The sequence below is a fragment of the Bacillus sp. FSL R5-0439 genome (assembly GCF_038008805.1).
GTDB lineage: Bacteria > Bacillota > Bacilli > Bacillales > Bacillaceae > Bacillus > Bacillus safensis.
Map to the genome: position 1 here is coordinate 2,554,245 of NZ_JBBOZW010000001.1, position 19,972 is coordinate 2,574,216.

23 protein-coding genes and 2 other annotated features are annotated in these 19,972 nt (G+C 42.3%); of the genes, 2 read left to right on the forward strand and 21 right to left on the reverse strand.

Annotated elements, in window-relative coordinates:
- Positions 1-59: 59 nt before the first annotated feature.
- A complete protein-coding gene (locus tag NST59_RS13115) occupies positions 60-1,148 on the reverse strand; it encodes a M42 family metallopeptidase (protein ID WP_064497840.1) in 1,089 nt (362 codons plus the stop codon).
- Positions 1,149-1,327: 179 nt separating this feature from the next.
- Here NST59_RS13115 and NST59_RS13120 point away from each other — a divergent pair, with 179 nt between their 5' ends.
- Positions 1,328-1,732, forward strand: a complete 405-nt coding sequence (locus NST59_RS13120; protein ID WP_024426127.1) for a hypothetical protein — start codon at positions 1,328-1,330, stop codon at positions 1,730-1,732.
- A gap of 17 nt (positions 1,733-1,749) precedes the next feature.
- On the opposite strand, the gene NST59_RS13125 is transcribed toward NST59_RS13120, so the two are convergent.
- The 8 genes from NST59_RS13125 to NST59_RS13160 all read right to left on the reverse strand — a co-directional run bounded on the left by NST59_RS13125 (position 1,750) and on the right by NST59_RS13160 (position 7,325).
- On the reverse strand, positions 1,750-2,016 hold the full coding sequence (locus tag NST59_RS13125; RefSeq protein WP_039180532.1) for a DUF1294 domain-containing protein: 267 nt from the start codon (positions 2,014-2,016) through the stop codon (positions 1,750-1,752).
- 63 nt (positions 2,017-2,079) lie between these two features.
- A complete protein-coding gene (rplT, locus tag NST59_RS13130; RefSeq protein WP_007501659.1) occupies positions 2,080-2,439 on the reverse strand; it encodes a 50S ribosomal protein L20 in 360 nt (119 codons plus the stop codon).
- A 31-nt stretch (positions 2,440-2,470) separates the two neighbouring features.
- Positions 2,471-2,671, reverse strand: coding sequence for a 50S ribosomal protein L35 (gene rpmI, locus NST59_RS13135; protein ID WP_003216324.1), 201 nt, complete (start codon positions 2,669-2,671; stop codon positions 2,471-2,473).
- A gap of 24 nt (positions 2,672-2,695) precedes the next feature.
- The gene (infC, locus tag NST59_RS13140; protein ID WP_024425720.1) at positions 2,696-3,211 is read right to left on the reverse strand and encodes a translation initiation factor IF-3; all 516 of its coding nucleotides are present in this window, start codon (positions 3,209-3,211) and stop codon (positions 2,696-2,698) included.
- Positions 3,212-3,282: 71 nt separating this feature from the next.
- Positions 3,283-3,414, reverse strand: a sequence feature (ribosomal protein L20 leader region).
- A gap of 128 nt (positions 3,415-3,542) precedes the next feature.
- Positions 3,543-4,238, reverse strand: a complete 696-nt coding sequence (gene lrgB / locus NST59_RS13145; protein ID WP_024425719.1) for an antiholin-like protein LrgB — start codon at positions 4,236-4,238, stop codon at positions 3,543-3,545.
- Between the two features lie 14 nt (positions 4,239-4,252).
- Positions 4,253-4,696 (reverse strand): antiholin-like murein hydrolase modulator LrgA, encoded by a 444-nt coding sequence (gene lrgA / locus NST59_RS13150; RefSeq protein WP_024425718.1) that lies wholly within the window; start codon positions 4,694-4,696, stop codon positions 4,253-4,255.
- Positions 4,697-4,833: 137 nt separating this feature from the next.
- Positions 4,834-5,571 carry a LytR/AlgR family response regulator transcription factor gene (locus tag NST59_RS13155; protein WP_039180535.1) on the reverse strand — a complete coding sequence of 246 codons (738 nt, stop codon included), beginning with the start codon at positions 5,569-5,571 and terminating at the stop codon, positions 4,834-4,836.
- Complete coding sequence (locus tag NST59_RS13160) at positions 5,568-7,325, reverse strand: sensor histidine kinase (RefSeq protein WP_064497837.1); 1,758 nt, start codon at positions 7,323-7,325, stop codon at positions 5,568-5,570. The genes NST59_RS13155 and NST59_RS13160 overlap by 4 nt, the downstream gene beginning before the upstream one ends.
- 176 nt (positions 7,326-7,501) lie before the next feature.
- On the opposite strand from NST59_RS13160, the gene NST59_RS13165 reads away from it, so the two are divergent.
- Positions 7,502-8,281 carry an HAD family hydrolase gene (locus NST59_RS13165; protein ID WP_041086561.1) on the forward strand — a complete coding sequence of 260 codons (780 nt, stop codon included), beginning with the start codon at positions 7,502-7,504 and terminating at the stop codon, positions 8,279-8,281.
- A gap of 52 nt (positions 8,282-8,333) precedes the next feature.
- Here NST59_RS13165 and NST59_RS13170 read toward each other — a convergent pair whose 3' ends face one another.
- The 12 genes from NST59_RS13170 to ytaF all read right to left on the reverse strand — a co-directional run bounded on the left by NST59_RS13170 (position 8,334) and on the right by ytaF (position 19,857).
- Positions 8,334-9,254, reverse strand: coding sequence for a methyl-accepting chemotaxis protein (locus NST59_RS13170; RefSeq protein ID WP_341040740.1), 921 nt, complete (start codon positions 9,252-9,254; stop codon positions 8,334-8,336).
- Positions 9,255-9,411: 157 nt separating this feature from the next.
- Positions 9,412-11,352 (reverse strand): threonine--tRNA ligase, encoded by a 1,941-nt coding sequence (thrS, locus tag NST59_RS13175; protein WP_024425713.1) that lies wholly within the window; start codon positions 11,350-11,352, stop codon positions 9,412-9,414.
- A 45-nt stretch (positions 11,353-11,397) separates the two neighbouring features.
- Positions 11,398-11,644, reverse strand: a binding site (T-box leader).
- A gap of 43 nt (positions 11,645-11,687) precedes the next feature.
- A complete protein-coding gene (gene ytxC, locus NST59_RS13180; protein ID WP_039180544.1) occupies positions 11,688-12,557 on the reverse strand; it encodes a putative sporulation protein YtxC in 870 nt (289 codons plus the stop codon).
- Between the two features lie 60 nt (positions 12,558-12,617).
- Entirely contained in the window at positions 12,618-13,256 is a 639-nt protein-coding gene (locus NST59_RS13185) for a TVP38/TMEM64 family protein (RefSeq protein WP_039183253.1), read from the reverse strand.
- Between the two features lie 33 nt (positions 13,257-13,289).
- The gene (dnaI, locus tag NST59_RS13190) at positions 13,290-14,219 is read right to left on the reverse strand and encodes a primosomal protein DnaI (protein WP_024425710.1); all 930 of its coding nucleotides are present in this window, start codon (positions 14,217-14,219) and stop codon (positions 13,290-13,292) included.
- A 16-nt stretch (positions 14,220-14,235) separates the two neighbouring features.
- Positions 14,236-15,660: a replication initiation and membrane attachment family protein gene (locus tag NST59_RS13195; RefSeq protein ID WP_058838328.1), complete on the reverse strand. Its 1,425-nt coding sequence runs from the start codon at positions 15,658-15,660 to the stop codon at positions 14,236-14,238.
- A gap of 101 nt (positions 15,661-15,761) precedes the next feature.
- Positions 15,762-16,220 carry a transcriptional regulator NrdR gene (gene nrdR / locus NST59_RS13200; RefSeq protein ID WP_003216720.1) on the reverse strand — a complete coding sequence of 153 codons (459 nt, stop codon included), beginning with the start codon at positions 16,218-16,220 and terminating at the stop codon, positions 15,762-15,764.
- A gap of 4 nt (positions 16,221-16,224) precedes the next feature.
- Entirely contained in the window at positions 16,225-16,611 is a 387-nt protein-coding gene (locus tag NST59_RS13205; RefSeq protein WP_047202651.1) for a hypothetical protein, read from the reverse strand.
- 183 nt (positions 16,612-16,794) lie between these two features.
- A complete protein-coding gene (speD, locus tag NST59_RS13210) occupies positions 16,795-17,175 on the reverse strand; it encodes an adenosylmethionine decarboxylase (RefSeq protein WP_003216492.1) in 381 nt (126 codons plus the stop codon).
- Between the two features lie 235 nt (positions 17,176-17,410).
- Positions 17,411-18,433, reverse strand: coding sequence for a glyceraldehyde-3-phosphate dehydrogenase (locus NST59_RS13215; protein ID WP_024425707.1), 1,023 nt, complete (start codon positions 18,431-18,433; stop codon positions 17,411-17,413).
- Positions 18,434-18,605: 172 nt separating this feature from the next.
- Positions 18,606-19,211 (reverse strand): dephospho-CoA kinase, encoded by a 606-nt coding sequence (coaE, locus tag NST59_RS13220; protein ID WP_047202652.1) that lies wholly within the window; start codon positions 19,209-19,211, stop codon positions 18,606-18,608.
- A gap of 13 nt (positions 19,212-19,224) precedes the next feature.
- Positions 19,225-19,857 (reverse strand): sporulation membrane protein YtaF, encoded by a 633-nt coding sequence (ytaF, locus tag NST59_RS13225; protein ID WP_058838292.1) that lies wholly within the window; start codon positions 19,855-19,857, stop codon positions 19,225-19,227.
- Positions 19,858-19,972: the final 115 nt, after the last annotated feature.

Sequence of the window (19,972 nt, forward strand, 5' to 3'; positions counted from 1 at the left end):
CATTTCCTGGGAAATTCAATAAAAAAAGCCTTTCCCCTGCTGAGGAAAGGCTTCCTTACTTATGAACCGTACGTAATTTGTTCGACGGTTTTTTGATCAAGTCTTTTGATCACTTCTGTTAAAAGCTTCACTGCATTTTCATAATCATCTCGGTGAATCATTGCAGCATGGGTATGAATATATCTGCTCGGAATCCCGATAGATAGTGATGGAACACCATGCCCCGTTAAATGAATACCGCCAGCATCTGTCCCGCCGCCAGGCATTGAGTCATATTGATAAGGAATGTTCAGCTCATCCGCTGTTTGGACAACAAAATCACGAAGTCCTTTATGAGAGACCATTGAAGCATCAAATACAACAATCGTTGGGCCTTTGCCAAGTTTGCTTGTTGCTTCTTTCTCAGTGATGCCTGGTGTATCTCCTGCCACACCTACATCAATGGCAAATCCAATATCAGGCTGAATCGTAGCCGCTGCTGTTTTAGCTCCGCGCAGGCCTACTTCCTCTTGGACAGTTGCGACGCTGTAAGCAATATTCTCATGCTCAGCATTGTGTAAGTTTTTCATAACATCAATGGCCACCGCACAGCCAATGCGGTTGTCCCATGCTTTTGCAAGGAGCATTTTTTCATCATTCATGACTGTAAACTCAAAGTAAGGAACGATTTGATCTCCAGGCAGTACGCCCCACTCCATTGCCTGTTCTTTGCTTGACGCCCCAATATCAATAAACATATCCGTAATCTCAATTGACTTTTTGCGAGCTTCAGGTGACAAGACGTGTGGTGGTTTAGAACCAATGACCCCTGTAATCTCTCCCTTTTTCGTTACAATGGTGACACGCTGAGCGAGCATGACCTGTGACCACCAGCCGCCGACTGTTTGAAAACGAATGTAGCCTTTGTCATCAATTTTTGTCACCATGAACCCTACTTCATCTAAGTGACCTGCGAGCATAATTTTAGGCCCGTTTGCGTTTCCTTCCTTTTTAGCAATCAAGCTGCCAAGGCGGTCTGTAGAGACTTCATCTGCATATGATTCTATGTATGTCTGCATGACTTTTTTGACATCACGTTCATTTCCTGGGATCCCTTTTGCATCCGTTAGGTCTTTCAGCATAGTTAATGTTTGATCTAGCTTTGTCATTCCATTTATCCTCCTTTATCTTCATGGTGCATTCTTATTATACAAAACCTCTTTCGTTCAATACGATCTTTTTATGAATATTTTTTCGTTTTACGAAATATTTTTTTAAAAAAAGTTGAAACCTTTTGGCGTTTTCATTCGTAGTACATCAGATAACGGTATTGGAGGTGCATCCTGTCATGTTTGTAATCCTCATGAGACTAGCTCTTGTTGCACTGCTTGTCTACATCTTCTACATGGCGGTAAAATTCTTCTCAAATCCGAGAAGAAAGCTGAAACAAGCACAATTAAAAGAAGGCTTTTATTTTATGGACGAACAGCAAAACGCGCGCAAAAACTTTAATTTCGTCTATAAAGGTGTCTTGTTTGAAGGGGAGAAGCATGTTCCTTCTAAGGATCATCCTCTGTTTGTCCACTCCATTTACGTTTGGACGGAGTCACCTGAGAAGCTGAGTGAATTTACATTAGAAGACTTTGAAAAACTAGAGGAAAACATTATCGAGCGTTATCCTCAAACCAAAATTGATTGGGATCAGCCCATTAAAAAAATCAAACAAAAAAAAGGAGCAGACACGCCGTCCTGATGGCGTCTGCTCCTTTTTCAAGTAACTTGGATATAGCCCAATAGAATCAACTGCAAAATCATTAATACAGGCATGCCGATTTGAAAGGCAGGATGCTTTGTTTTATGCCGGAAATACTGCATTCCCAGATACGATCCAGCGGCGCCAAAAAGCACCGCAGCACTCCATAAATGCGCCTCTGAAATTCTCCATTTATGTGCTTTGGCTCGGCGTTTGTCCTCACCCATGAGAAAAAAGCCGTAGCCATTCACTAAAATAAGCAGCAGGATCAAAGCCATATTCATTCATTTCACCTCACATGATGAGAAAAAAAGATCACCCCTCAAAGGAATGATCTTTTATAAAACTTACTTGTCTAGTTGTGCTTTTGCAGCATCAGCAAGCTGATTGAATGCATTTAGGTCATTCACAGCAAGGTCAGCAAGCATTTTGCGGTTTACTTCGATACCAGAAAGCTTTAAGCCATGCATTAAACGGCTGTAAGAAAGACCGTTCATACGAGCTGCAGCGTTGATACGAGTGATCCATAGTTTACGGAAGTCACGTTTTTTCTGACGACGGTCACGGAAAGCGTAGTTTCCAGATTTCATCACCTGTTGGTTTGCTACTTTGTATAATCTATGTTTTGAACCGAAATAACCTTTTGCTAATTTAAGAACCTTTTTACGACGCTGACGCGACACAGTTCCGCCTTTTACTCTTGGCATTGTAATTCCCTCCTATGATTCCTATTCCAAATTACTTGATGTTTGCAAGTTGTTGTTTGATACGTTTGAAATCTCCAGCACTTACGATTGCGCTCTTACGCAATTTACGTTTTTGCTTTGTAGATTTGTTAGCGAACAAGTGACTTGTGTACGCATGAGAACGTTTAAGTTTACCAGAACCTGTTTTTTTGAAACGTTTAGCAGATCCGCGGTGAGTTTTCATTTTTGGCATTGGATGTTTCCTCCCTCTGTTACTTTACTTTTCGACTTTTGGTGCAAGCATGAGGAACATGCTGCGTCCGTCCATCTTAGGTTTTGTTTCTACTGTTGCTACTTCAGCGCAAGCTTCAGAGAAACGGTCTAACACGCGCTGTCCGATTTCTTTATGCGTAATCGCACGGCCTTTAAAGCGGATAGAAGCTTTCACTTTATCTCCCTTTTCAAGGAATTTGATTGCATTACGGAGCTTCGTGTTAAAATCATGTTCATCGATTGTCGGGCTCAACCGAACTTCTTTTAAGCTAATGATTTTTTGATTCTTACGTGCCTCTTTTTCCTTCTTCTGCTGTTCGAATCGGAACTTACCATAGTCCATGATTCGGCAAACAGGTGGTTTTGCATTTGCAGCAACTAACACAAGGTCAAGATTAGCTTTAGCAGCAATTTCCAGAGCTTCCTGGCGGGTTTTAATCCCAAGCTGATCGCCATTTTGTCCGATCAAACGAACTTCACGCGCACGAATACCTTCATTAACTAATTGATCTTTGCTAATAGTGAGCCACCTCCATGAGATTTTGAATTGAGTTCACAATTCATTTTGACCATTTCGTTGTATGTTTTACAGGCAAACAAAAAGTGTGGGCATATAAAACACCCACACTGCGAACATTTGCATGAAAAAATAAATGTACGGTCAACCTGTCAACTACAAACATGTGTCAATCAGGTGAGAAGCGGGTGCTTCTGCTTGTGATATCTATTCAATTCGTTAACTATTCTACACAATTTTCATTTGTCCGTCAAGTAACCGAACTCTTGAAACAACTTTTTCAGTGTAACATGATGAGACGAATTGGGCAAGACTTTTTCACACAATGACGCCATCAAAGAATCAATTGCATAAAGATTGGGATGACGATAACGGTCACAACTCCTACGACCACAACGGCGATACTTGCCATAGCTGCTTCTACTTCTCCCATCTCAATTCCAACAGAAACCCCAAGCGCATGTCCTGATGTACCAAGTGCAAGACCTTTTGCCACTGGGTTTTTAATGCGGAACAATTTTAAGAAGAAGGCACCTAGTGCATAGACAATGACGGCATTAAATATGACCGCAAAGGCTGTGATATCTGCGATTCCGCCAATATCCTTTGCAATCGGGAGAGCAATCGCTGTTGTCGCTGCTTGTGGAAGCATGCTTTTCATCACAGCCGCATCTAAATGAATTCCTTTTGCGACGAGATATACGATCGTAATGGAACAAAGTGAACCTACAAAAATAGCGGATAAAATTTGCCACCAATATTTTTTAAGCAAGGCTCTCTGCTTATAAAGCGGGATAGCGAAAGCAATCGTGGCAGGCTCTAAGAAAAATTTGATAATCTTGCCGCCCTCATTATAATCTGCGTAGGAAAAACCGCCAACTTTCAAAAATAAAATGCCCAGTACCATCGCCACAAACAGCGGGGTGAACAAGAAGAAACCTTTTGATTTTTTAAATAAAAATGTCCCTATTCCAAAAGCGACTAATGAGACGACAATGCCAAAATAAGGACTCATTGTACTTGTACCCATTTTGCATCTCTCCTTTAATGCGTACTTGAAGCTGGTTTATTTGAATGAGAAGGAGCAGATTTACTCTCCTTTGTCTCTTTACGTTTCTGCGGTCTTTCTGATAATTGCATGAGAAGCTGTGAAAACAGCCCTGTCGCTGCAAGTAACATAATGGTTGCAATGATAATGACACCGACTACTTGCACACCTACTTCTTGCATGACACCTAGTGATTGAATAACTGAGATCCCAGAGGGAACAAATAGAAAGCTAATGAGTCCTGTCAATGATGTACCTAATTGCTCCACCTGCTCCAGTTTGACAATTTTCGTTGTTAACAAAACAAATAATAGAACCAAACCAATCACGGATGCGGGCATCGGAATCGGTAAATACATTGAAATGAGATTAGAAACGAACATTACGGTTGCAAAAATAAATGCTTGAGATAAAAATCCATATACTTTAGTGGCACTCATGCCCCTTCACCTCTTTCTTCGACTGCCCTCAGTATACGGCATGAAATAAATGAATAAAGCGTTTACAATAAAACTCACCAGATTCAATGACTGAAATGCAAAAAACGAGTATTGAAATACAAACAAAAAAAGCCCTCCTACTCTAGCAGGAGTGACTTCTTTAATTCTTTGGCATATGTGCGGCTGACAGGAATGATGGACCCGTCTGTCATATGCAGATTGTACGTCGAATTAAACCACGGCTGTACTTCTTTCATATGAGAGGTATTCACGATATAGCTGCGATGGACCCTCATAAAATAAGCCTCAGGGAGTTTCTTTTCAATGACCACCAGCGGTTCTGTGACCTCATACATGTGATCCTTTGTTTTCACAACCTTTTTCCCCTCGCTTAGTCCTACATACATGATCTCTTCAACTTGCAGGATCACAATAGAGTCATCAACTGATATCGCTAATTTTTGCTGATGGGGTATTTTCTCATCTAACAGCTGGTGCTCTTGCGTTTCAACAGATTTCCATTTTTTAAACTTTTGAATGGTCTGGAGCAAACGCTCTTCATCGAATGGTTTTGTTAAGTAATCAAGCGCACTTACCTCAAACGCCTTCAGCGCATATTGATCAAAGGCTGTCGCAAATACAACCGCTGGCGGATCAGACATCCGGTTGAGCCTTTTGGCAATATCAAATCCATTCTCACCAGATAAATCAATGTCTAAAAAGAGCAGATCCGGCTTCTGATCAACCATCCGATCAAAAGCAGATTCTATATTTTCTGCTTCCTCTATTTGAACTTCCTCTTTCGTTCTTCGTAATAAGTATTTTAATTCATCTCTTGCTAACACTTCATCATCTACAATTAATACCTTCATCAATGAGAATCATCCTTTTTTACATAATCCATTGGAATGCGAAATGAGATGTCAGTGCCTTGGTCACTATGAATCGATAAAGCAGCTTGTCTGCCAAAAATCCCTCTTAACCGCTGATCTAAATTAAAAAGGGCTGTCCCTGTTCCTTCTAGTGATTCGACAGGCGCTTTTAATAGTTGAGCCATCTTATCATCTTCAATTCCCTGCCCATTATCTGTTACTTTCATATAAACATGCCCATCTTTCATCAAAGCGGATACGATGACTTCACAATTTGTTTGATGTTTAGGAAAAGCATGTCTCACAGCGTTTTCAACAAGCACCTGAATCACAAAGGGCGGAATCATCACCTGCTCCAGCTCCTTTTCAATTTGAAAGGTCACATGGTACTTATTTGGAAATCTTGCTTGTTCAAGTGACAAATATGCCTCCACATGCTGAATCTCTTTATGCATCGGAATCAGCAGCTGGCGGGCACCTTGCATATTTGAGCGAAAATAAATACTTAGCTGCAACAGCAGCTTCCTTGCCATCTCCACATTGGTTCTGCACAAAACAGAGATGGTATTAATGGCGTTAAATAAAAAGTGCGGGTTCACTTGTGCTTGAAGGGCTTTGATCTCTGCATCTTTTAGCAGGCGGCTTTGGGTTTCCGCCTCTCCAAGCTCAAGCTGTGTGGAAAACAGCATCGCCAAACCTTCTGCAAGCTCCTCTTCCACCCTGCTTAATCCGACCGGAGAATTGAAATACATTTTTAACGTCCCGATCGTTTGACCGTTAGAAGTGAGCGGCAGCACGATTGCGGCTTCAAGAGGGCAATGAGCGACGGAACAATTGATTTCGCCCTTCGAATGTGCCTTCATAATCTTGCCGCTCATCAAGACTTGTTTCGACAGCCCCGTAATCAGGCTTTTAGATGGAATATGATGATCTGTTCCATCTCCGACATGCGCTAAAATCTTTTCTGTATCTGTTAAAGAGACCGCATCTGTTTCAGTCAACCGATGAATGATCTCCGCCACACTTTTACAAGACTGTTCATTTAACCCTTGGCGGAAAAAAGGCAGTGTTTGATCGGCGATCAAAAATACACGATGCGTCTGCATCGCCTTTGCCTGCTCTTCTTGCCGAATGACTGACTGTAAAATAGATAAAAAGATAAAGCTACCGATTCCATTCACAAAAATCATCGGCAGGGCAATGATACTGACTAGCCCCCATGCATCGGCGAATGGCCTTGCAAACAGAAGGATAATGATCATCTGTAATGATTCCATCGCCACACCAAAAAAAGCTGCTTGGCGAGGTGTCACCATTCGATTCCTCCGCTTAAACCTGCTGCCGACATAACCTGCAATGACACCGGCTAAAATGGAAGAAATCGCACAGCTGAGCGCGGTGCTTCCTCCAAGGGAATAGCGATGAATTCCAGCTAAAAGCCCTGCACCAATCCCTACAAACGGCCCCCCGATCAAACCGCCCATTTCGATCCCCATAATTCTCGTATTGGCGATAGAGCTTGACGAGCCGAGATGATAAGAAAACTCATGATTCATGACAATTTGCTGCTGGATTTCAATTCCTGTGTAATTGCTGATAATGCTAAAAGAAGCAAAAATGAAGACAAGGATTGCCTTTTTCCGAAATCCTTGATTATGTAGCAATAGATTGCGAAAGCCCTTCACATGAGCAAGCACAAATCCTAGAATAACGATGATCCCTACACGCTCGATCATCATGATAATTAAATGAAGCAAACCGGCCACCTCAATTGATGTATGTCTTCTCTACTGTCTTTCTATTCTATCATGTGCGGTCAATGATCAAAGATCTCTCAAATCTTTTCTTTATTGGCCTCTTCTTCTATTGTAAAATGAACATGAGCCTGTCACTTGCAATTGAAGGTAACACATACATAACAAGGGAGAAGATCATGAAAGCCGTATTTTTCGATTTAGATGATACTTTGCTTTGGGACGAAAAAAGCATTCACACAACTTTTCAGGAAACTTGCCGGGAAGCGGAAAAAAAATATGGACTCGATCCAGAATCGTTTGAACAGATTGTACGTGAAGAAGCAAGAAAGCTGTACTCTTCCTATGAAACATATGATTATACTGTCATGATCGGCATTAATCCTTTCGAAGGACTGTGGTCCAATTTTAGTGAACCGATTAGCGAAGGCTTTCAAAAGCTGAACGCCATTGCACCAGAATATCGCAAAAACGCTTGGACCAATGGCTTAAGGGCAGCGGGAATTGACGATGAGGCATTTGGACAATATTTGGCTGATTTCTTTGCAGCAGAGCGTAGGAAACGCCCATATGTCTATGAAGAAACATACCCTGTTTTAAACCGCCTGAAAGGCAGCTACGAATTGCTCCTTTTAACAAACGGAGATCCTAGCCTTCAAAAGGAAAAACTTGCGGGTGTTCCTGAGCTTGCTCCTTATTTTAACGAGATTGTGATTTCAGGGGATTATGGGAAAGGCAAGCCTGATCCAGGTATCTTTGAGCACTGCCTTCAGCTGTTAAACTTAACAAAAGACGAAGTGATTATGGTTGGGGATAATCCAAAAACAGATATTCTCGGCGCATCTCGCGTTGGCATCCAAACCGTTTGGATCAATCGCCATGGCAAGAAAAATGAAACAGATGTGACACCTGATTACGAAATCAAAGACTTACATGAATTGTTTGATATATTAAAATAAAACAAAAAAACACCCTTCTCCTGACGAGATTGGGTGTTTTTTATTCACAGAGCTAAATGATTGCTGCTAGACTTTGCGCTTGCCGGTCTAAGCCGCGTGCTGCTTCTCCTACAATGATGAATTCTTCGCTTGCCAGCTTTACAAGATCCCGGTTTGTAAACACGGTTGTCTTTGCCCGGCTTGTTCCGCTGCTGACCTTCTCTACTTCTGCATGGATCGCCTTCACATATTGATCTACCTTGACGATCGCTTCTTTTGAATTTGTCGCAAGCTTTCGAATTTCTGCTGCCACTACACTAAAGCCATTTCCATAGGAACCCGCATGTGCCGCTTCTATTGCCGCATTTAAGGCGAGTAGCTGGGTTTGCGAAGAAATACTATTAATGGTTGCCGCAATAGAGCTGATGGACTCTACCTGCTCTGTTAATCCTTTTAGCAAGCTCATATTTTGATCGGTTTCGTTTGCTATATGATTAAAGGAGGCATTGACACTTTGACTATGCTGAATGCCAACTTCTGCTCGTTCCATTAATTTCGCAGACATCTCCTTTAAGTCTTCTACAACCTGTTTCATCGAGAGTTCTCTCTCCGTAATATCTGTCGCCACTTTCACAACACCCACTACAGTTCCTTCTTCATCTCGAACAGGTGAATATGTCGCTTCAAGCCATAAGCTGCTGCCGTCTTTTGTGACCCGCTGCACTTTTTCCTGAAAGACTTGACCTTCTCTCAAACTCTTCCAAAACATATGATAGCTTGTGTGTTCTGTAATATGTGGAGGACAAAACTGTCTATGTTTAAGACCGATCATCTCTTCTTTAGAATATCCCATGGCTTTTGCAAAAATATCGTTCACCCATAGAACTTCACCTGCCACATTAAATTCAATCATTGCCAGCGAGTGCTCTAAAGCACGAAGAACAGCTGATTGCTCCAATACTTGTGACGATAAAGTGTTTGTTGTTTGCTTCATCGATTTCATTCCCCCAATTTGTCTCAAACCAATAGTACATACTTACCCTTACTTTTGTACTATCTAAACGTCTCTTTTTAGGAATTGGATCACTATTGGAGAAAGTTTTCCAAAAAGAAAAAAGCCAGTGATCTAAAAAGAATCACTGGCTGCTTCATTATTTTTTCGCTTCTGCTACTGCATGTTTCACAAAGGCTTCAAGATCCATTGTTTCTGAATCTTGTTCCCCATATTTTCTAACATTGACAGCGCCATTTTCTGCTTCTTGATCTCCGACAACAAGCATGTACGGAATCTTTTGCATTTGCGCTTCTCTAATTTTGTATCCGATCTTTTCATCACGGCTGTCAAGCTCTACACGAAGACCTTCAAGCTGTAAACGTTCTTGCACTTTTTTCGCATAGTCTAAATGAACAGACGGTGAAACCGGGATGACTTGGAATTGTACAGGTGCCAGCCATGTTGGCAGCGCTCCTTTATATTCTTCAATTAAGAAGGCAACGAAGCGTTCCATTGTAGAAACAACGCCTCTATGAATGACGACTGGACGATGGTGCTTTCCATCTTCTCCGATATATGTGAGATCGAAGCGTTCTGGAAGTAAGAAATCAAGCTGTACAGTGGATAATGTCTCTTCTTTTCCAAGAGCTGTCTTCACTTGTACATCAAGCTTCGGACCATAAAATGCTGCTTCGCCTTCTGCTTCATAATAATCGTGGCCAAGCTCGTCCATTGCATCCTTCAGCATCGATTGTGCTTTATTCCACATCGCATCGTCATCGAAATACTTCTCAGTATCTTCTGGATCACGGTAAGATAAGCGGAATGTGTAGTCATTCAAGCCAAAGTCTTGATACACTTCTTCAATTAAGCGAACTGTACGGATGAACTCGTCTTTGATTTGATCTGGACGAACAAAGATGTGTGCATCGTTTAATGTCATACCGCGGACACGCTGAAGGCCGGATAAGGCACCTGACATTTCATAGCGGTGCATTGTACCAAGCTCTGCAATACGAATTGGCAATTCGCGATAGCTGTGCGGCTCGTTTTTGTAAATCATCATATGGTGCGGACAGTTCATCGGACGAAGAACAAGATCTTCGTTGTCCATTTCCATCACGGGGAACATGTCTTCTTGATAATGCGCCCAGTGTCCTGATGTTTTATACAACTCAACATTCGCAAGAACTGGTGTGTACACATGCTCATAGCCAAGACGCACTTCTTTATCGACAATGTAACGCTCGATGACGCGGCGGATCGTTGCGCCTTTTGGCAGCCAAAGCGGAAGTCCTTGACCAACTTTTTGGGAATTTGCAAACAGCTTCAGCTCTTTTCCAAGCTTACGGTGATCGCGTTCTTTCGCTTCTTCAAGCAGACGTAAATGCTCATTTAAATCTTCTTTGCTGAAGAAAGCTGTTCCGTAAATACGCTGAAGCATTTGGTTGTTACTGTCACCTCTCCAGTATGCACCTGCAAGGCTTAACAGTTTAAACTCTTTGATTTTCCCTGTAGACGGCAAGTGAATCCCGCGGCAGAGGTCAAAGAATTCACCCTGCTCATAAATCGTCACAGCTTCACCTTCTGGAATCGCCTCTAACAGCTCAAGCTTCAACTCATCACCAATCGCTTCAAAGCGCTTTTTCGCTTCTTCTCTTGATACTTCAATTCGCTCAATTGGCAGATTGCTGTTAATGATTTTCTTCATTTCTTTTTCAATCTTTGGCAAGTCTTCAGGTGTGATGGCTACATCGATGTCCACATCATAGTAGAAGCCATTTTCGATGACAGGACCTACGCCAAACTGAACGTGATGTTCTTTTCCATACAGGCGTTTGATCGCCTGCGCTAGCAAATGGGCTGTGCTGTGGCGCATAATGTCGAGTGCTTCTTCACTTTTGTCTGTGATGATCTCGATTGTTCCACTTTCTAATAGCGGCGTACGCAGATCTATTTCTTTACCGTTCAATTTACCGGCAAGTGCTTTTTTCTTTAGGCCCGGGCTAATTGATGCCGCGATGTCTTCTGTTGTAGCTGTTTTGTCAAACTCCTTGACTGCTCCATCTGGAAATGTAAGTTGAATTTGTTCTGACATCTCTGGTCACTCCTTTTTTTGGCAATATAAAAACCCCGCCCCCTGGAAAGGGACGAGGTTGAATAAACGGAATCGTGGTTCCACCCTTTTTCCCGTACTTGCAGCTTGCTTTTCATAAGCAAATACGGCTTGCGGTTCGATAACGGGAATTCCCGTCAGCCATTACTAAAAAGTTCACAGCTGATGTTCAAAGGTGGTAAAGCAAATGGTCCTCTGCTAGGAAGCTTTCAGCCGCGGCTTCCCTCTCTTTAAGCGGGTGTTCATTTGTTCATGTCCTTATCAATACGGTCTCTGTATGAAGTTACACCGTATTATAAAACGTTTTTTCGTGAAAATCAAGAAAGCTTTTCACTTTTCTTGTCGAAATGGTCATGTACAAATTGAACATTGTGCTCTTGGAATGAATGAGATGGGAACACCTCGACCCTTTCTTGAAAAATATTTTGAATCGTTTGCACCATCGAGTGACCTGTATCATTTGTAAATAGGTCAATTTTTTGCGGTGCAATGGAGACAAGCGGTGCAATCAGCTGCGAATCAATATACATTGGATGCTCTCTTACAAACTGTCTGTCTATGTATTGTTTTTGATCACGCTCAGAAGCGTAGCGAAATTCCCAAATCACCAGGCGGTCCTGATGCACAACATGTACTTTTTCGAGCCTAGGCTCTCTTGCCATCACATAGTCTCGAAGCGATTGAATGAAGTTTTGATACTCTTGCTCCATTTTGTATTCTTCAATGGACACTTCAACATAGTTCTTCAGCCTTCGATCATACTCTGACAGCCTAAATGTCATAAATGAACCAATTGAAAAAACACCTTGCTGTAAAGAAATTGCCTCAAGCTCCTTTTTTAAAAGGGCTTCTCTTGACGGCTCTTGCTGAATGCCGGGAATATCATCTAAGTCCCCGTTCATGATACTGTGAGCGATGGAAAGAATTTGGTGCTGCTCTTCGGGATCTTTAAATAAATAGGTGTTTTCAAGGATGCTGCGCATGCGCTCATTTTCTTTGCATTCCAAAAAAAAGTGAACCAATAATGGCCGCACAATGTGCTCAAGTGCTTCTTCTGATTCCTTCGCCTCTATGAGAAGCCGGTCTTTCCCTTGTTGAATTGACATGTGATGCCGACTGTCCAAGTGTTCAGCAAGATGTAAAAAAGCGGCGGTATCATATTCATCTTCAAAGATTATTTCAAGCATGTTTGTCCCCCCTAACGACATCTGTTACATATATATGGGGGAAACATAAAAAATAGACGCCTAAAATAAATCAGGCATCTTTCTTTTTAAAATGAGTGGAACGGAGATAAAGATCAAATAAATCAAACAAACAACCACTAAGGCGGCATAATTGCCGCTGACAAAGCTTGAGCCGAGAACATTTAACGCAATTGTACCCGGTATTAAGCCTAAAAAGGTGGCTGCCACAAATGCACGATAATTTGCACGTGAAGCAGCTGCCGCATAGCTGACGAAATCAAAATGAATCGGTGCAATACGCAATAACAAAATATAAAGAAATCCATGCTCCTGAATGCGGGACGTCACCGCTTTCAGCTTTCGGCTGTTTGATTCCGTTTCCTTCTTTTTTGCACGAAAGGTTGAAGCAATCATGAAGGAGCCTGTTGCCCCGGCTGTAGCCCCAATGAGGGCATAAATCGTCCCAAGGACACTGCCGAATGCCAAACCTGCCGCCAAAGAAAAGACTGTAATCGGGACGAGAACAAACGGGCGGAAAAGAGATAAGAAAAGAAAAACAAAGGGAGCCAGTATCCCAAATTGAAGCACCCAATTCTTCACATCTTTCGGCGCGAGCTGAAGATGCTGTTTATTCAGCCACCACAACGCAGCAGCAAGAATGCCAATCACAAGAAAAAGCAGCCATTTTCTTTTGTTCATTTCATTTGCTCCTCCTTCAGGTGACATACGTTTTTATAAATGACGGCGATTTTCTCCTTCGAGCAAGACCGGCTCTGCTAAATAGAGAATCCGTTCCATTAAACGAGCGGCTTTGACCTCTTCTTTTTCCCCGCGCTGTGAGTACGTAAAGTGATGCTTCAGCTCATTTGGTGAGAAATTAGAAGAGAAAAACGTCGGCAGCTGCTCTGCCATACGGTATTGTAAGATCGTACCGAGCAGCTCATCCCGCACCCAGCTTGTCATCGATTCTGCTCCAATATCATCAAGCATTAAAATCGGGGTGGATTTAACCATATTCAGCTTTTCTTCTAGCGTATGATCAGCTAACGAATTTTTTAACTCTCTCACAAATTCAGGCACGTAAACAAGGAGAGATGGGTATTCTTTCTCCGCTAGCTGCTGCGCAATGGCTGCCAGAATATACGTTTTTCCTACTCCAAATTTTCCGTGTAAATACAAGCCTTTTCCTTTTCCAGTCTCATCATAGCTTTGGAGGAATTGACCTACTTTTTGGATGACCTCTTGTCTTCCCACAACGTTCAGATCAGCGAACGTCGCTTGAAGGACATTTTGCGGAATATACATGCTTTTCATCAGCTCTTGCTGTTTTTTCTGTCTATCGAGCCGCAGCTTGACTGGACAAGGGGAATATTCAATATCAATACTCTGACCTTTGATCACAAGCTTCGGGTGATACCCATCTAAAATGGCATTGACGTTTTCGTCATCTAAGCAGTAAGAGCAGCCCTTCGACTGCTGCACATATTCAAAGAGCCTGTTCAAGCTGCGATTGATCATGTCTTCATGTATCTCTTCTTGATGCTTCTGTAAAAAGGCCTTCACATCTTCATCAGATAACACACTTTCTTTAATCTGATTGTATCTCACACGAAAATCTACTCGTCCTTTTAGCTGTTCAAATGAACGACCGATCGGTTTCATCCCATCTCACCTCACCTTAATGTGCATTGTACTTTTTCATATTTTTAAACTGATCTAACAGTTTTTCTTTTTCTCGTTCGAGGTCTTCTGTAGACAGATTGTCCGTTTGCTCTTTTGCCGGCTGTTCTTTCGTTTCGGTTTCTTTCATCCAGTCAGGCAGTTTCTCTTCCCTGACGACTTTTCCTGAACCGTATGTGCTGCGCTGCTTTTTCTGCTGCGCCCACTCTGTCATTTGTCTGTTCTCTTCTTTGGCAATTTTCATGGCCGCGGCAACGGTTTTGATTTTCTTTCTTACCCAATGAGCGGCGATTTTTTGCATGTATGTTTTCGACAGCTTCATATCTGTTTTGAGTAAGGTATAGTAGATGAGAACATTCATGACACCTGGCTCTAGCTGCTGCTCGAGCATGATATCTTCGACAATTCTTAAGTCGGCATACGTCGGCTCAATGCCATCTGCCATGTCTTTTAGCAGCTCTCTAGGCGAAATATGATCCAGCTTTTCAATCAATTTTGCATCTGGAGTATCCGCTGCCGGCGTCTTTGAAGCATCTTGCCGCAAGTGTCTTGGCTGTTTTTGATCAATCAGCTTTGGCTGTTCGCCTCTGTATTCAATTTGGTACCAGTCTCTTGCTGCTTTTCTCAGCTCTTCTGTTGAGATCATTTGATCCGAACCGCATGCACCTGCTACAATATTTTGCATTTGAAGCGGGGTGATGCCGTATACAACAGCTAACTTCTTAATTGTTTCTTTTACCTGCTTTGTCAAAGCCTTTCTTGGAATCATCATGTCAGACATACCCGCTAACAATAGATCGAAATCGAAGGATTCGTCTGAGAGCGGTGCCGGCTGACTCGATCCAACAGTCACATATTCATAGCCTTGATCAAGCGATGTCGCCTGATGAATCTCTTCTGTCATCTTGCGTTCGCCTGGCTGCAATACGTGAAAGACTTCTTCAAACGACCGTGAAATGTTCTTTGCTTCTGCAGGAACACCTGGATAAGAGAAATAATCACGAAGCTGCATATATTTTGCTTTCTCTACACGATGGTACAGCAGGACATTCAGCATACCATCTTGGAAAAATTCATCCGGTCTTAGCGGCGGTACAAGCTCATATGTAAACAGTCTGCCTTCTTCCGTTTCCTGTTCATATGTGCGGAGTAAGCCGATTGCTTCAAGCTTTAAACGTTCCTCAAAAATATCATTTAAATTCGTCTGCAGCATGACCATGAGCTGCCGGTGAGGTGCAGGTTTTCCCCACATACGATTTTGTTCCAGCTCTCCCCACAGCGTCATGTATAAGCTGAAAGCGGACATGCCAATAAGCGGCTGATATAAAAGAGTGATGAGCTGTCTATCGATGTCACCGAGCAATGAAGCGCTTTTGACGACATACGGATCGACGGCTAGCACTTCCTTCCAATGCTCTGTCATATGCTGATCCTCCCCATGAATTGCGATTGTTTCCATTGTACACTCTTTTTGCGTTTTACGCTTTACGCAGGAAAAAGAGCATGAAGAATCTCCAGCTCTTTTTAGCGTTCTTTCTTTAATAGATCTTTTAATTCATCAATAAAGACATTGATGTCTTTAAACTGCCGGTAAACCGAGGCAAACCTAACGTAAGACACTTCATCAATTTTCGCCAGCTCGTCCATCACCATTTCACCTACAAGCTCGCTTTTCACTTCTGACATGCCTTGATTGCGCAGTTCTTTTTCGATATTAAAGCAGACATCCTCCAGCTGCTTTAAAGCGACAGGACGCTTTTCACACGCTTTGATAAGTCCTCTCAGCATTTTTTCGCGGCTGAATTCTTCTCGAATTCCTTCTTTTTTCACCACAATCAGCGGTAATTCTTCTAATTTTTCAAACGTCGTAAAGCGATATTGGCAGCTTTCGCACTCTCTTCTACGACGGATGGATTTCCCTTCATCTACTGGTCTTGAATCAAGCACCCTTGTGCCAAGGTGCTGACATGTGGGACATTTCATATCATCAGCTCCGATCTATTCTTGGAAGTTGTTTGTCTAGTTCATCATAAAGGGACAGAACGGTCTTCTGACTATAGCCGAAATCTGTTGGCAGGGCCGTTTCTGTTGTCACATTAAAATCGACAGCTGTTTCAAAAGGACGAATTGAAATGACAGTCGCCACGAGAAAGGCTTTTTTCGGCAATCGTATGTTTGCGCTGATTTCACCTCGTTCTGCTGAAACAGATGTCACTTGATAGGAATCGTTTCGGGAAAGAATGGCTTCCACCGCTTGAAAAACTTGTGCATTCGTCGATTTGTAGTAATGGCTTTTCAGTTCTGACACTGGATGCTCGTCAGATGTTTCTGTATGGTTTGACATGAACCGTTTAAAATTTTGTCTTAAAATCATACACGTATCCCCTTTGCCATAATGCCTCTTTCTTTATTTTATAAAAAAAACCTTTGTTTTCCTAGAACAAAAGTATAGACAAGCTGGGGAATGTTGGATTTTTTCTCAAATAAATATAAAAAGGAGCATAACACAAAGGCATTTAATGCTTTTGGCCAGCTCCCATTGCAATCTTTTTTATGTTTACAGTGCTTTGGCTTGTGCCTGTTTTACTTGTACAGGTCCCATGCCTCGAGGAATTTCGATGTTTTCTCTTGTTTCAGCACCTAATTCATCTCCGATATGATCTGCTGCAATATTCGGATCTAGGTCGCCGCAAGTATAAACATCTATGCTCGCATAACCATGTTCAGGAAAGCTGTGAATTGTCAGATGAGATTCAGAAATAATGACAACTCCACTTACTCCTTGAGGTGCAAATTTGTGAAAAGCAACCTCTCTTACCTCAGCTCCTGATTTCAAAGCTGCATTTACAAACGTTTTTTCAATAAAATCCATGTCGTTCAGTTTATCACAGTCGCATCCCCATAGCTCGGAGATAACGTGACGTCCGATTGTTTCCATCATGGACCCCCCTTTAAACAAGAATGAAAGAGTGAAGTTCTAAGCAGCCGGACCGGACATATACCACGGGGGAAAGTTAGTCCTAAGAGGTCCTAACCCTTTAAGTATACCCGAATGAGTCTGCGAACAAGAAGTTCACGAAAAATAGTATACTTTGTTTAGACCCATTTTGCAAGCTGTGTTTTTAGTGGGATTTTCTCTCATTTCTTGAAAAGGGACGATCGTCTTCTTCATTTCAAACAGCAGAAAGCTCTTTCATCTGTGCGCCGACAAATTTCACAAGGTCAACCACTCGGCATGAATAACCCCATTCATTGTCATACCATGCAAGAACTTTTACTTTTCTCCCTTCCATTACCATCGTTGTCAATCCATCAACGACTGCTGAGTAAGGGTTCGTGTTAAAGTCCGTAGAGACAAGCGGCTCATCTGTGTAATCTAAAATACCAGCAAGAGATGTTTTAGATGCATTTGAGAAGGCTGCATTGACTTCTTCTGCTGTGACATCTTTTTTTAAGTCTACAACAAGGTCAACCATCGACACATTGGAAACTGGCACGCGGAGTGCAAGCCCATGCAATTTCCCTTTCATGTGCGGAAGCACTAAAGAAAGCGCTTTAGCGGCACCTGTCGTAGTTGGAATAATGGACTGAGCACATGCTCTTGCCCGGCGCAGATCCTTATGCGGGTTATCGATATTTTTTTGATCATTTGTATAAGCATGAACCGTTGTCATTAACCCGTTGTCGATGCCAAATTCATCATCTAACAGTTTCACAACTGGTGCTAAACAGTTTGTTGTACAAGATGCGTTTGAAATAATGACGTGCTTTTCAGGATCAAGATCATCCTCATTGACACCCATCACAATCGTAATGTCTTCATTTTTACCTGGAGCTGTTAGAACGACTTTTTTCGCTCCAGCATCTATATGGCCCATCGCTTGATCTTTTGAATTAAATTTACCTGTTGCTTCAATGACGATATCAATCCCAAGCTCTCCCCATGGAAGCTGCTTTGGGTCTCTATTATTAAGCAAAAGCACTCTTTTGCCATTTACAATCAAGGCGTCATCTTCTGCTGTCACATCACATTCGTAACGTCCATGATTTGTGTCATATTTAATTAAATGTGCTAGCGTTTCGGCAGGATAGCTTGCGTTCACCGCTACAATTTGAATTTGATCATCAAGCATTGCTTTTCTGAAGACCATGCGTCCAATTCTGCCAAACCCATTGATCGCTGCTTTTACCTTCATGAACAGGTCACTCCTCTATTATGTGTTATACTCAATAAATTTATTTATGAAATTAGTATATCACATTAGAATGTAATTGCCAGTATATAAACGTATATTTTCTAAAAAGGGCTGTTCTTTTCAAAGGAAATAAGAATAAAGCATAAAAAGAGAAGAGTACGTGTATGTACTCTTACTTATCTGTATGTTCCCATTCATTTAATATGTTCTGCAATTGCTTTCTGATAAACGCGAGATCTTGTGTGTTCTCTATCACGCGGTCTGCTTTTTTACATTTCTCCTCAAGAGACTGCTGAGAGTGAATACGATTCAGCGCTTCTTCCTCACTGAGGTCATTTCGATTCATGAGCCGCGACAGCTGCAATTCAGGCGTTGTATACACCACAATGATGCGGTCGACAAGGCTTTCCAGCTGACTTTCAAATAAAAGCGGGATATCGAGGACAACGAAGGTTTCTTGCTGACTAACCCCTTCATCTCGCTGTTTGAGCATTTCCTTTCTCACTTCAGGATGAACAATCGCATTCAGCTGCTTTCTTTTCTCTTCATCAGAAAAAATGATGGCTCCAAGCTGCTGCCGGTTCAGCTCCCCATTTGGCAGGAGAACATCCTCGCCAAAGGTTTGAACGATTTGTTGAAGAGCTGGTGTACCTTTGGCAACCGCTTCTTTTGCAATGACATCTGCGTCCACGACCCGGATGCCCTGCTCTTTTATCATTTGCGAGACGGTGCTTTTTCCACTAGCAATCCCGCCTGTTAATCCAATGACAAGCGTCAATTGATTTCCTCCTTTACAGCTTCCACACCCCAATTAAAATGAGCAGAAGCCCTGGTAAGCATGCAAGCTTATCGATCCAGCGCCATTTTGCCAAGTAATGACCAGAACGAAGCCCGATACATACAAAGAGTGAGCTCATCACGGCCACAGTGATACTCATGACAATTGGTGAAAAGCCTAGAATCGCAGCGCCAATCCCTGCGCCAAATGCATCAATGGATAAAGCAATCCCAAGAAGCACCGCTTCTATTCCATTAATCGTCCCAGAACGGTCAATATCTGCACTTGTCGGTTTGCGCAAAATTTGAATGACAAGACCAAGTGATTGCACTTCCACATTAAGCAATGTCTTTTCATGAAGTAGCAAGTCACGCTCTTTCGCTGGTTTGTAAAATTGATAAAGGACCCAAAGTCCAATGGCGATCAAAATGCCTCCACCAAGTTTATCTGTCACTGAGACAGGGAGGAATGTCGTCAGCAGGCTGCCAATCAGCATAGAAATGAGCAGCACAATCCCTGAACAGCATGCAATAATGACAATCGCTTTAAATGGAATCTTCATTTTACGAAGTCCATACGTAAAGCCTACAGAAAAGCTGTCAATGCTGACTGCAATAGCTAAAAACAGGAGCGAAATCGAAATCATACCTGAACTCTTCCTTTCTGTTCATGCAACGATGATCAAGAGTCTCTAGGCGTCCTTAGACTCTTCTTCACTATATGAAGAGCAGGTGGGCTGTGTGTCAGTCTACACCTTGCTG

What these genes read in the sequence shown, in the direction of transcription:
- lrgA (WP_024425718.1), bottom strand. Translation starts at nt 4,696, where the DNA reads ATGAGTGCCACTAAAGTATATGGATTTTTATCTCAAGCATTTATTTTT.
- ytxC (WP_039180544.1), bottom strand. Translation starts at nt 12,557, where the DNA reads ATGCTTGAAATAATCTTTGAAGATGAATATGATACCGCCGCTTTTTTA.
- lrgB (WP_024425719.1), bottom strand. Translation starts at nt 4,238, where the DNA reads ATGGGTACAAGTACAATGAGTCCTTATTTTGGCATTGTCGTCTCATTA.
- NST59_RS13185 (WP_039183253.1), bottom strand. Translation starts at nt 13,256, where the DNA reads ATGAACAAAAGAAAATGGCTGCTTTTTCTTGTGATTGGCATTCTTGCT.
- rplT (WP_007501659.1), bottom strand. Translation starts at nt 2,439, where the DNA reads ATGCCAAGAGTAAAAGGCGGAACTGTGTCGCGTCAGCGTCGTAAAAAG.
- NST59_RS13165 (WP_041086561.1), top strand. Translation starts at nt 7,502, where the DNA reads ATGAAAGCCGTATTTTTCGATTTAGATGATACTTTGCTTTGGGACGAA.
- NST59_RS13115 (WP_064497840.1), bottom strand. Translation starts at nt 1,148, where the DNA reads ATGACAAAGCTAGATCAAACATTAACTATGCTGAAAGACCTAACGGAT.
- NST59_RS13215 (WP_024425707.1), bottom strand. Translation starts at nt 18,433, where the DNA reads ATGAAGGTAAAAGCAGCGATCAATGGGTTTGGCAGAATTGGACGCATG.
- nrdR (WP_003216720.1), bottom strand. Translation starts at nt 16,220, where the DNA reads ATGAAATGTCCCACATGTCAGCACCTTGGCACAAGGGTGCTTGATTCA.
- NST59_RS13120 (WP_024426127.1), top strand. Translation starts at nt 1,328, where the DNA reads ATGTTTGTAATCCTCATGAGACTAGCTCTTGTTGCACTGCTTGTCTAC.
- NST59_RS13195 (WP_058838328.1), bottom strand. Translation starts at nt 15,660, where the DNA reads ATGACAGAGCATTGGAAGGAAGTGCTAGCCGTCGATCCGTATGTCGTC.
- NST59_RS13205 (WP_047202651.1), bottom strand. Translation starts at nt 16,611, where the DNA reads ATGATTTTAAGACAAAATTTTAAACGGTTCATGTCAAACCATACAGAA.
- ytaF (WP_058838292.1), bottom strand. Translation starts at nt 19,857, where the DNA reads ATGATTTCGATTTCGCTCCTGTTTTTAGCTATTGCAGTCAGCATTGAC.
- NST59_RS13170 (WP_341040740.1), bottom strand. Translation starts at nt 9,254, where the DNA reads ATGAAGCAAACAACAAACACTTTATCGTCACAAGTATTGGAGCAATCA.
- NST59_RS13125 (WP_039180532.1), bottom strand. Translation starts at nt 2,016, where the DNA reads ATGAATATGGCTTTGATCCTGCTGCTTATTTTAGTGAATGGCTACGGC.
- dnaI (WP_024425710.1), bottom strand. Translation starts at nt 14,219, where the DNA reads ATGAAACCGATCGGTCGTTCATTTGAACAGCTAAAAGGACGAGTAGAT.
- speD (WP_003216492.1), bottom strand. Translation starts at nt 17,175, where the DNA reads ATGGAAACAATCGGACGTCACGTTATCTCCGAGCTATGGGGATGCGAC.
- thrS (WP_024425713.1), bottom strand. Translation starts at nt 11,352, where the DNA reads ATGTCAGAACAAATTCAACTTACATTTCCAGATGGAGCAGTCAAGGAG.
- rpmI (WP_003216324.1), bottom strand. Translation starts at nt 2,671, where the DNA reads ATGCCAAAAATGAAAACTCACCGCGGATCTGCTAAACGTTTCAAAAAA.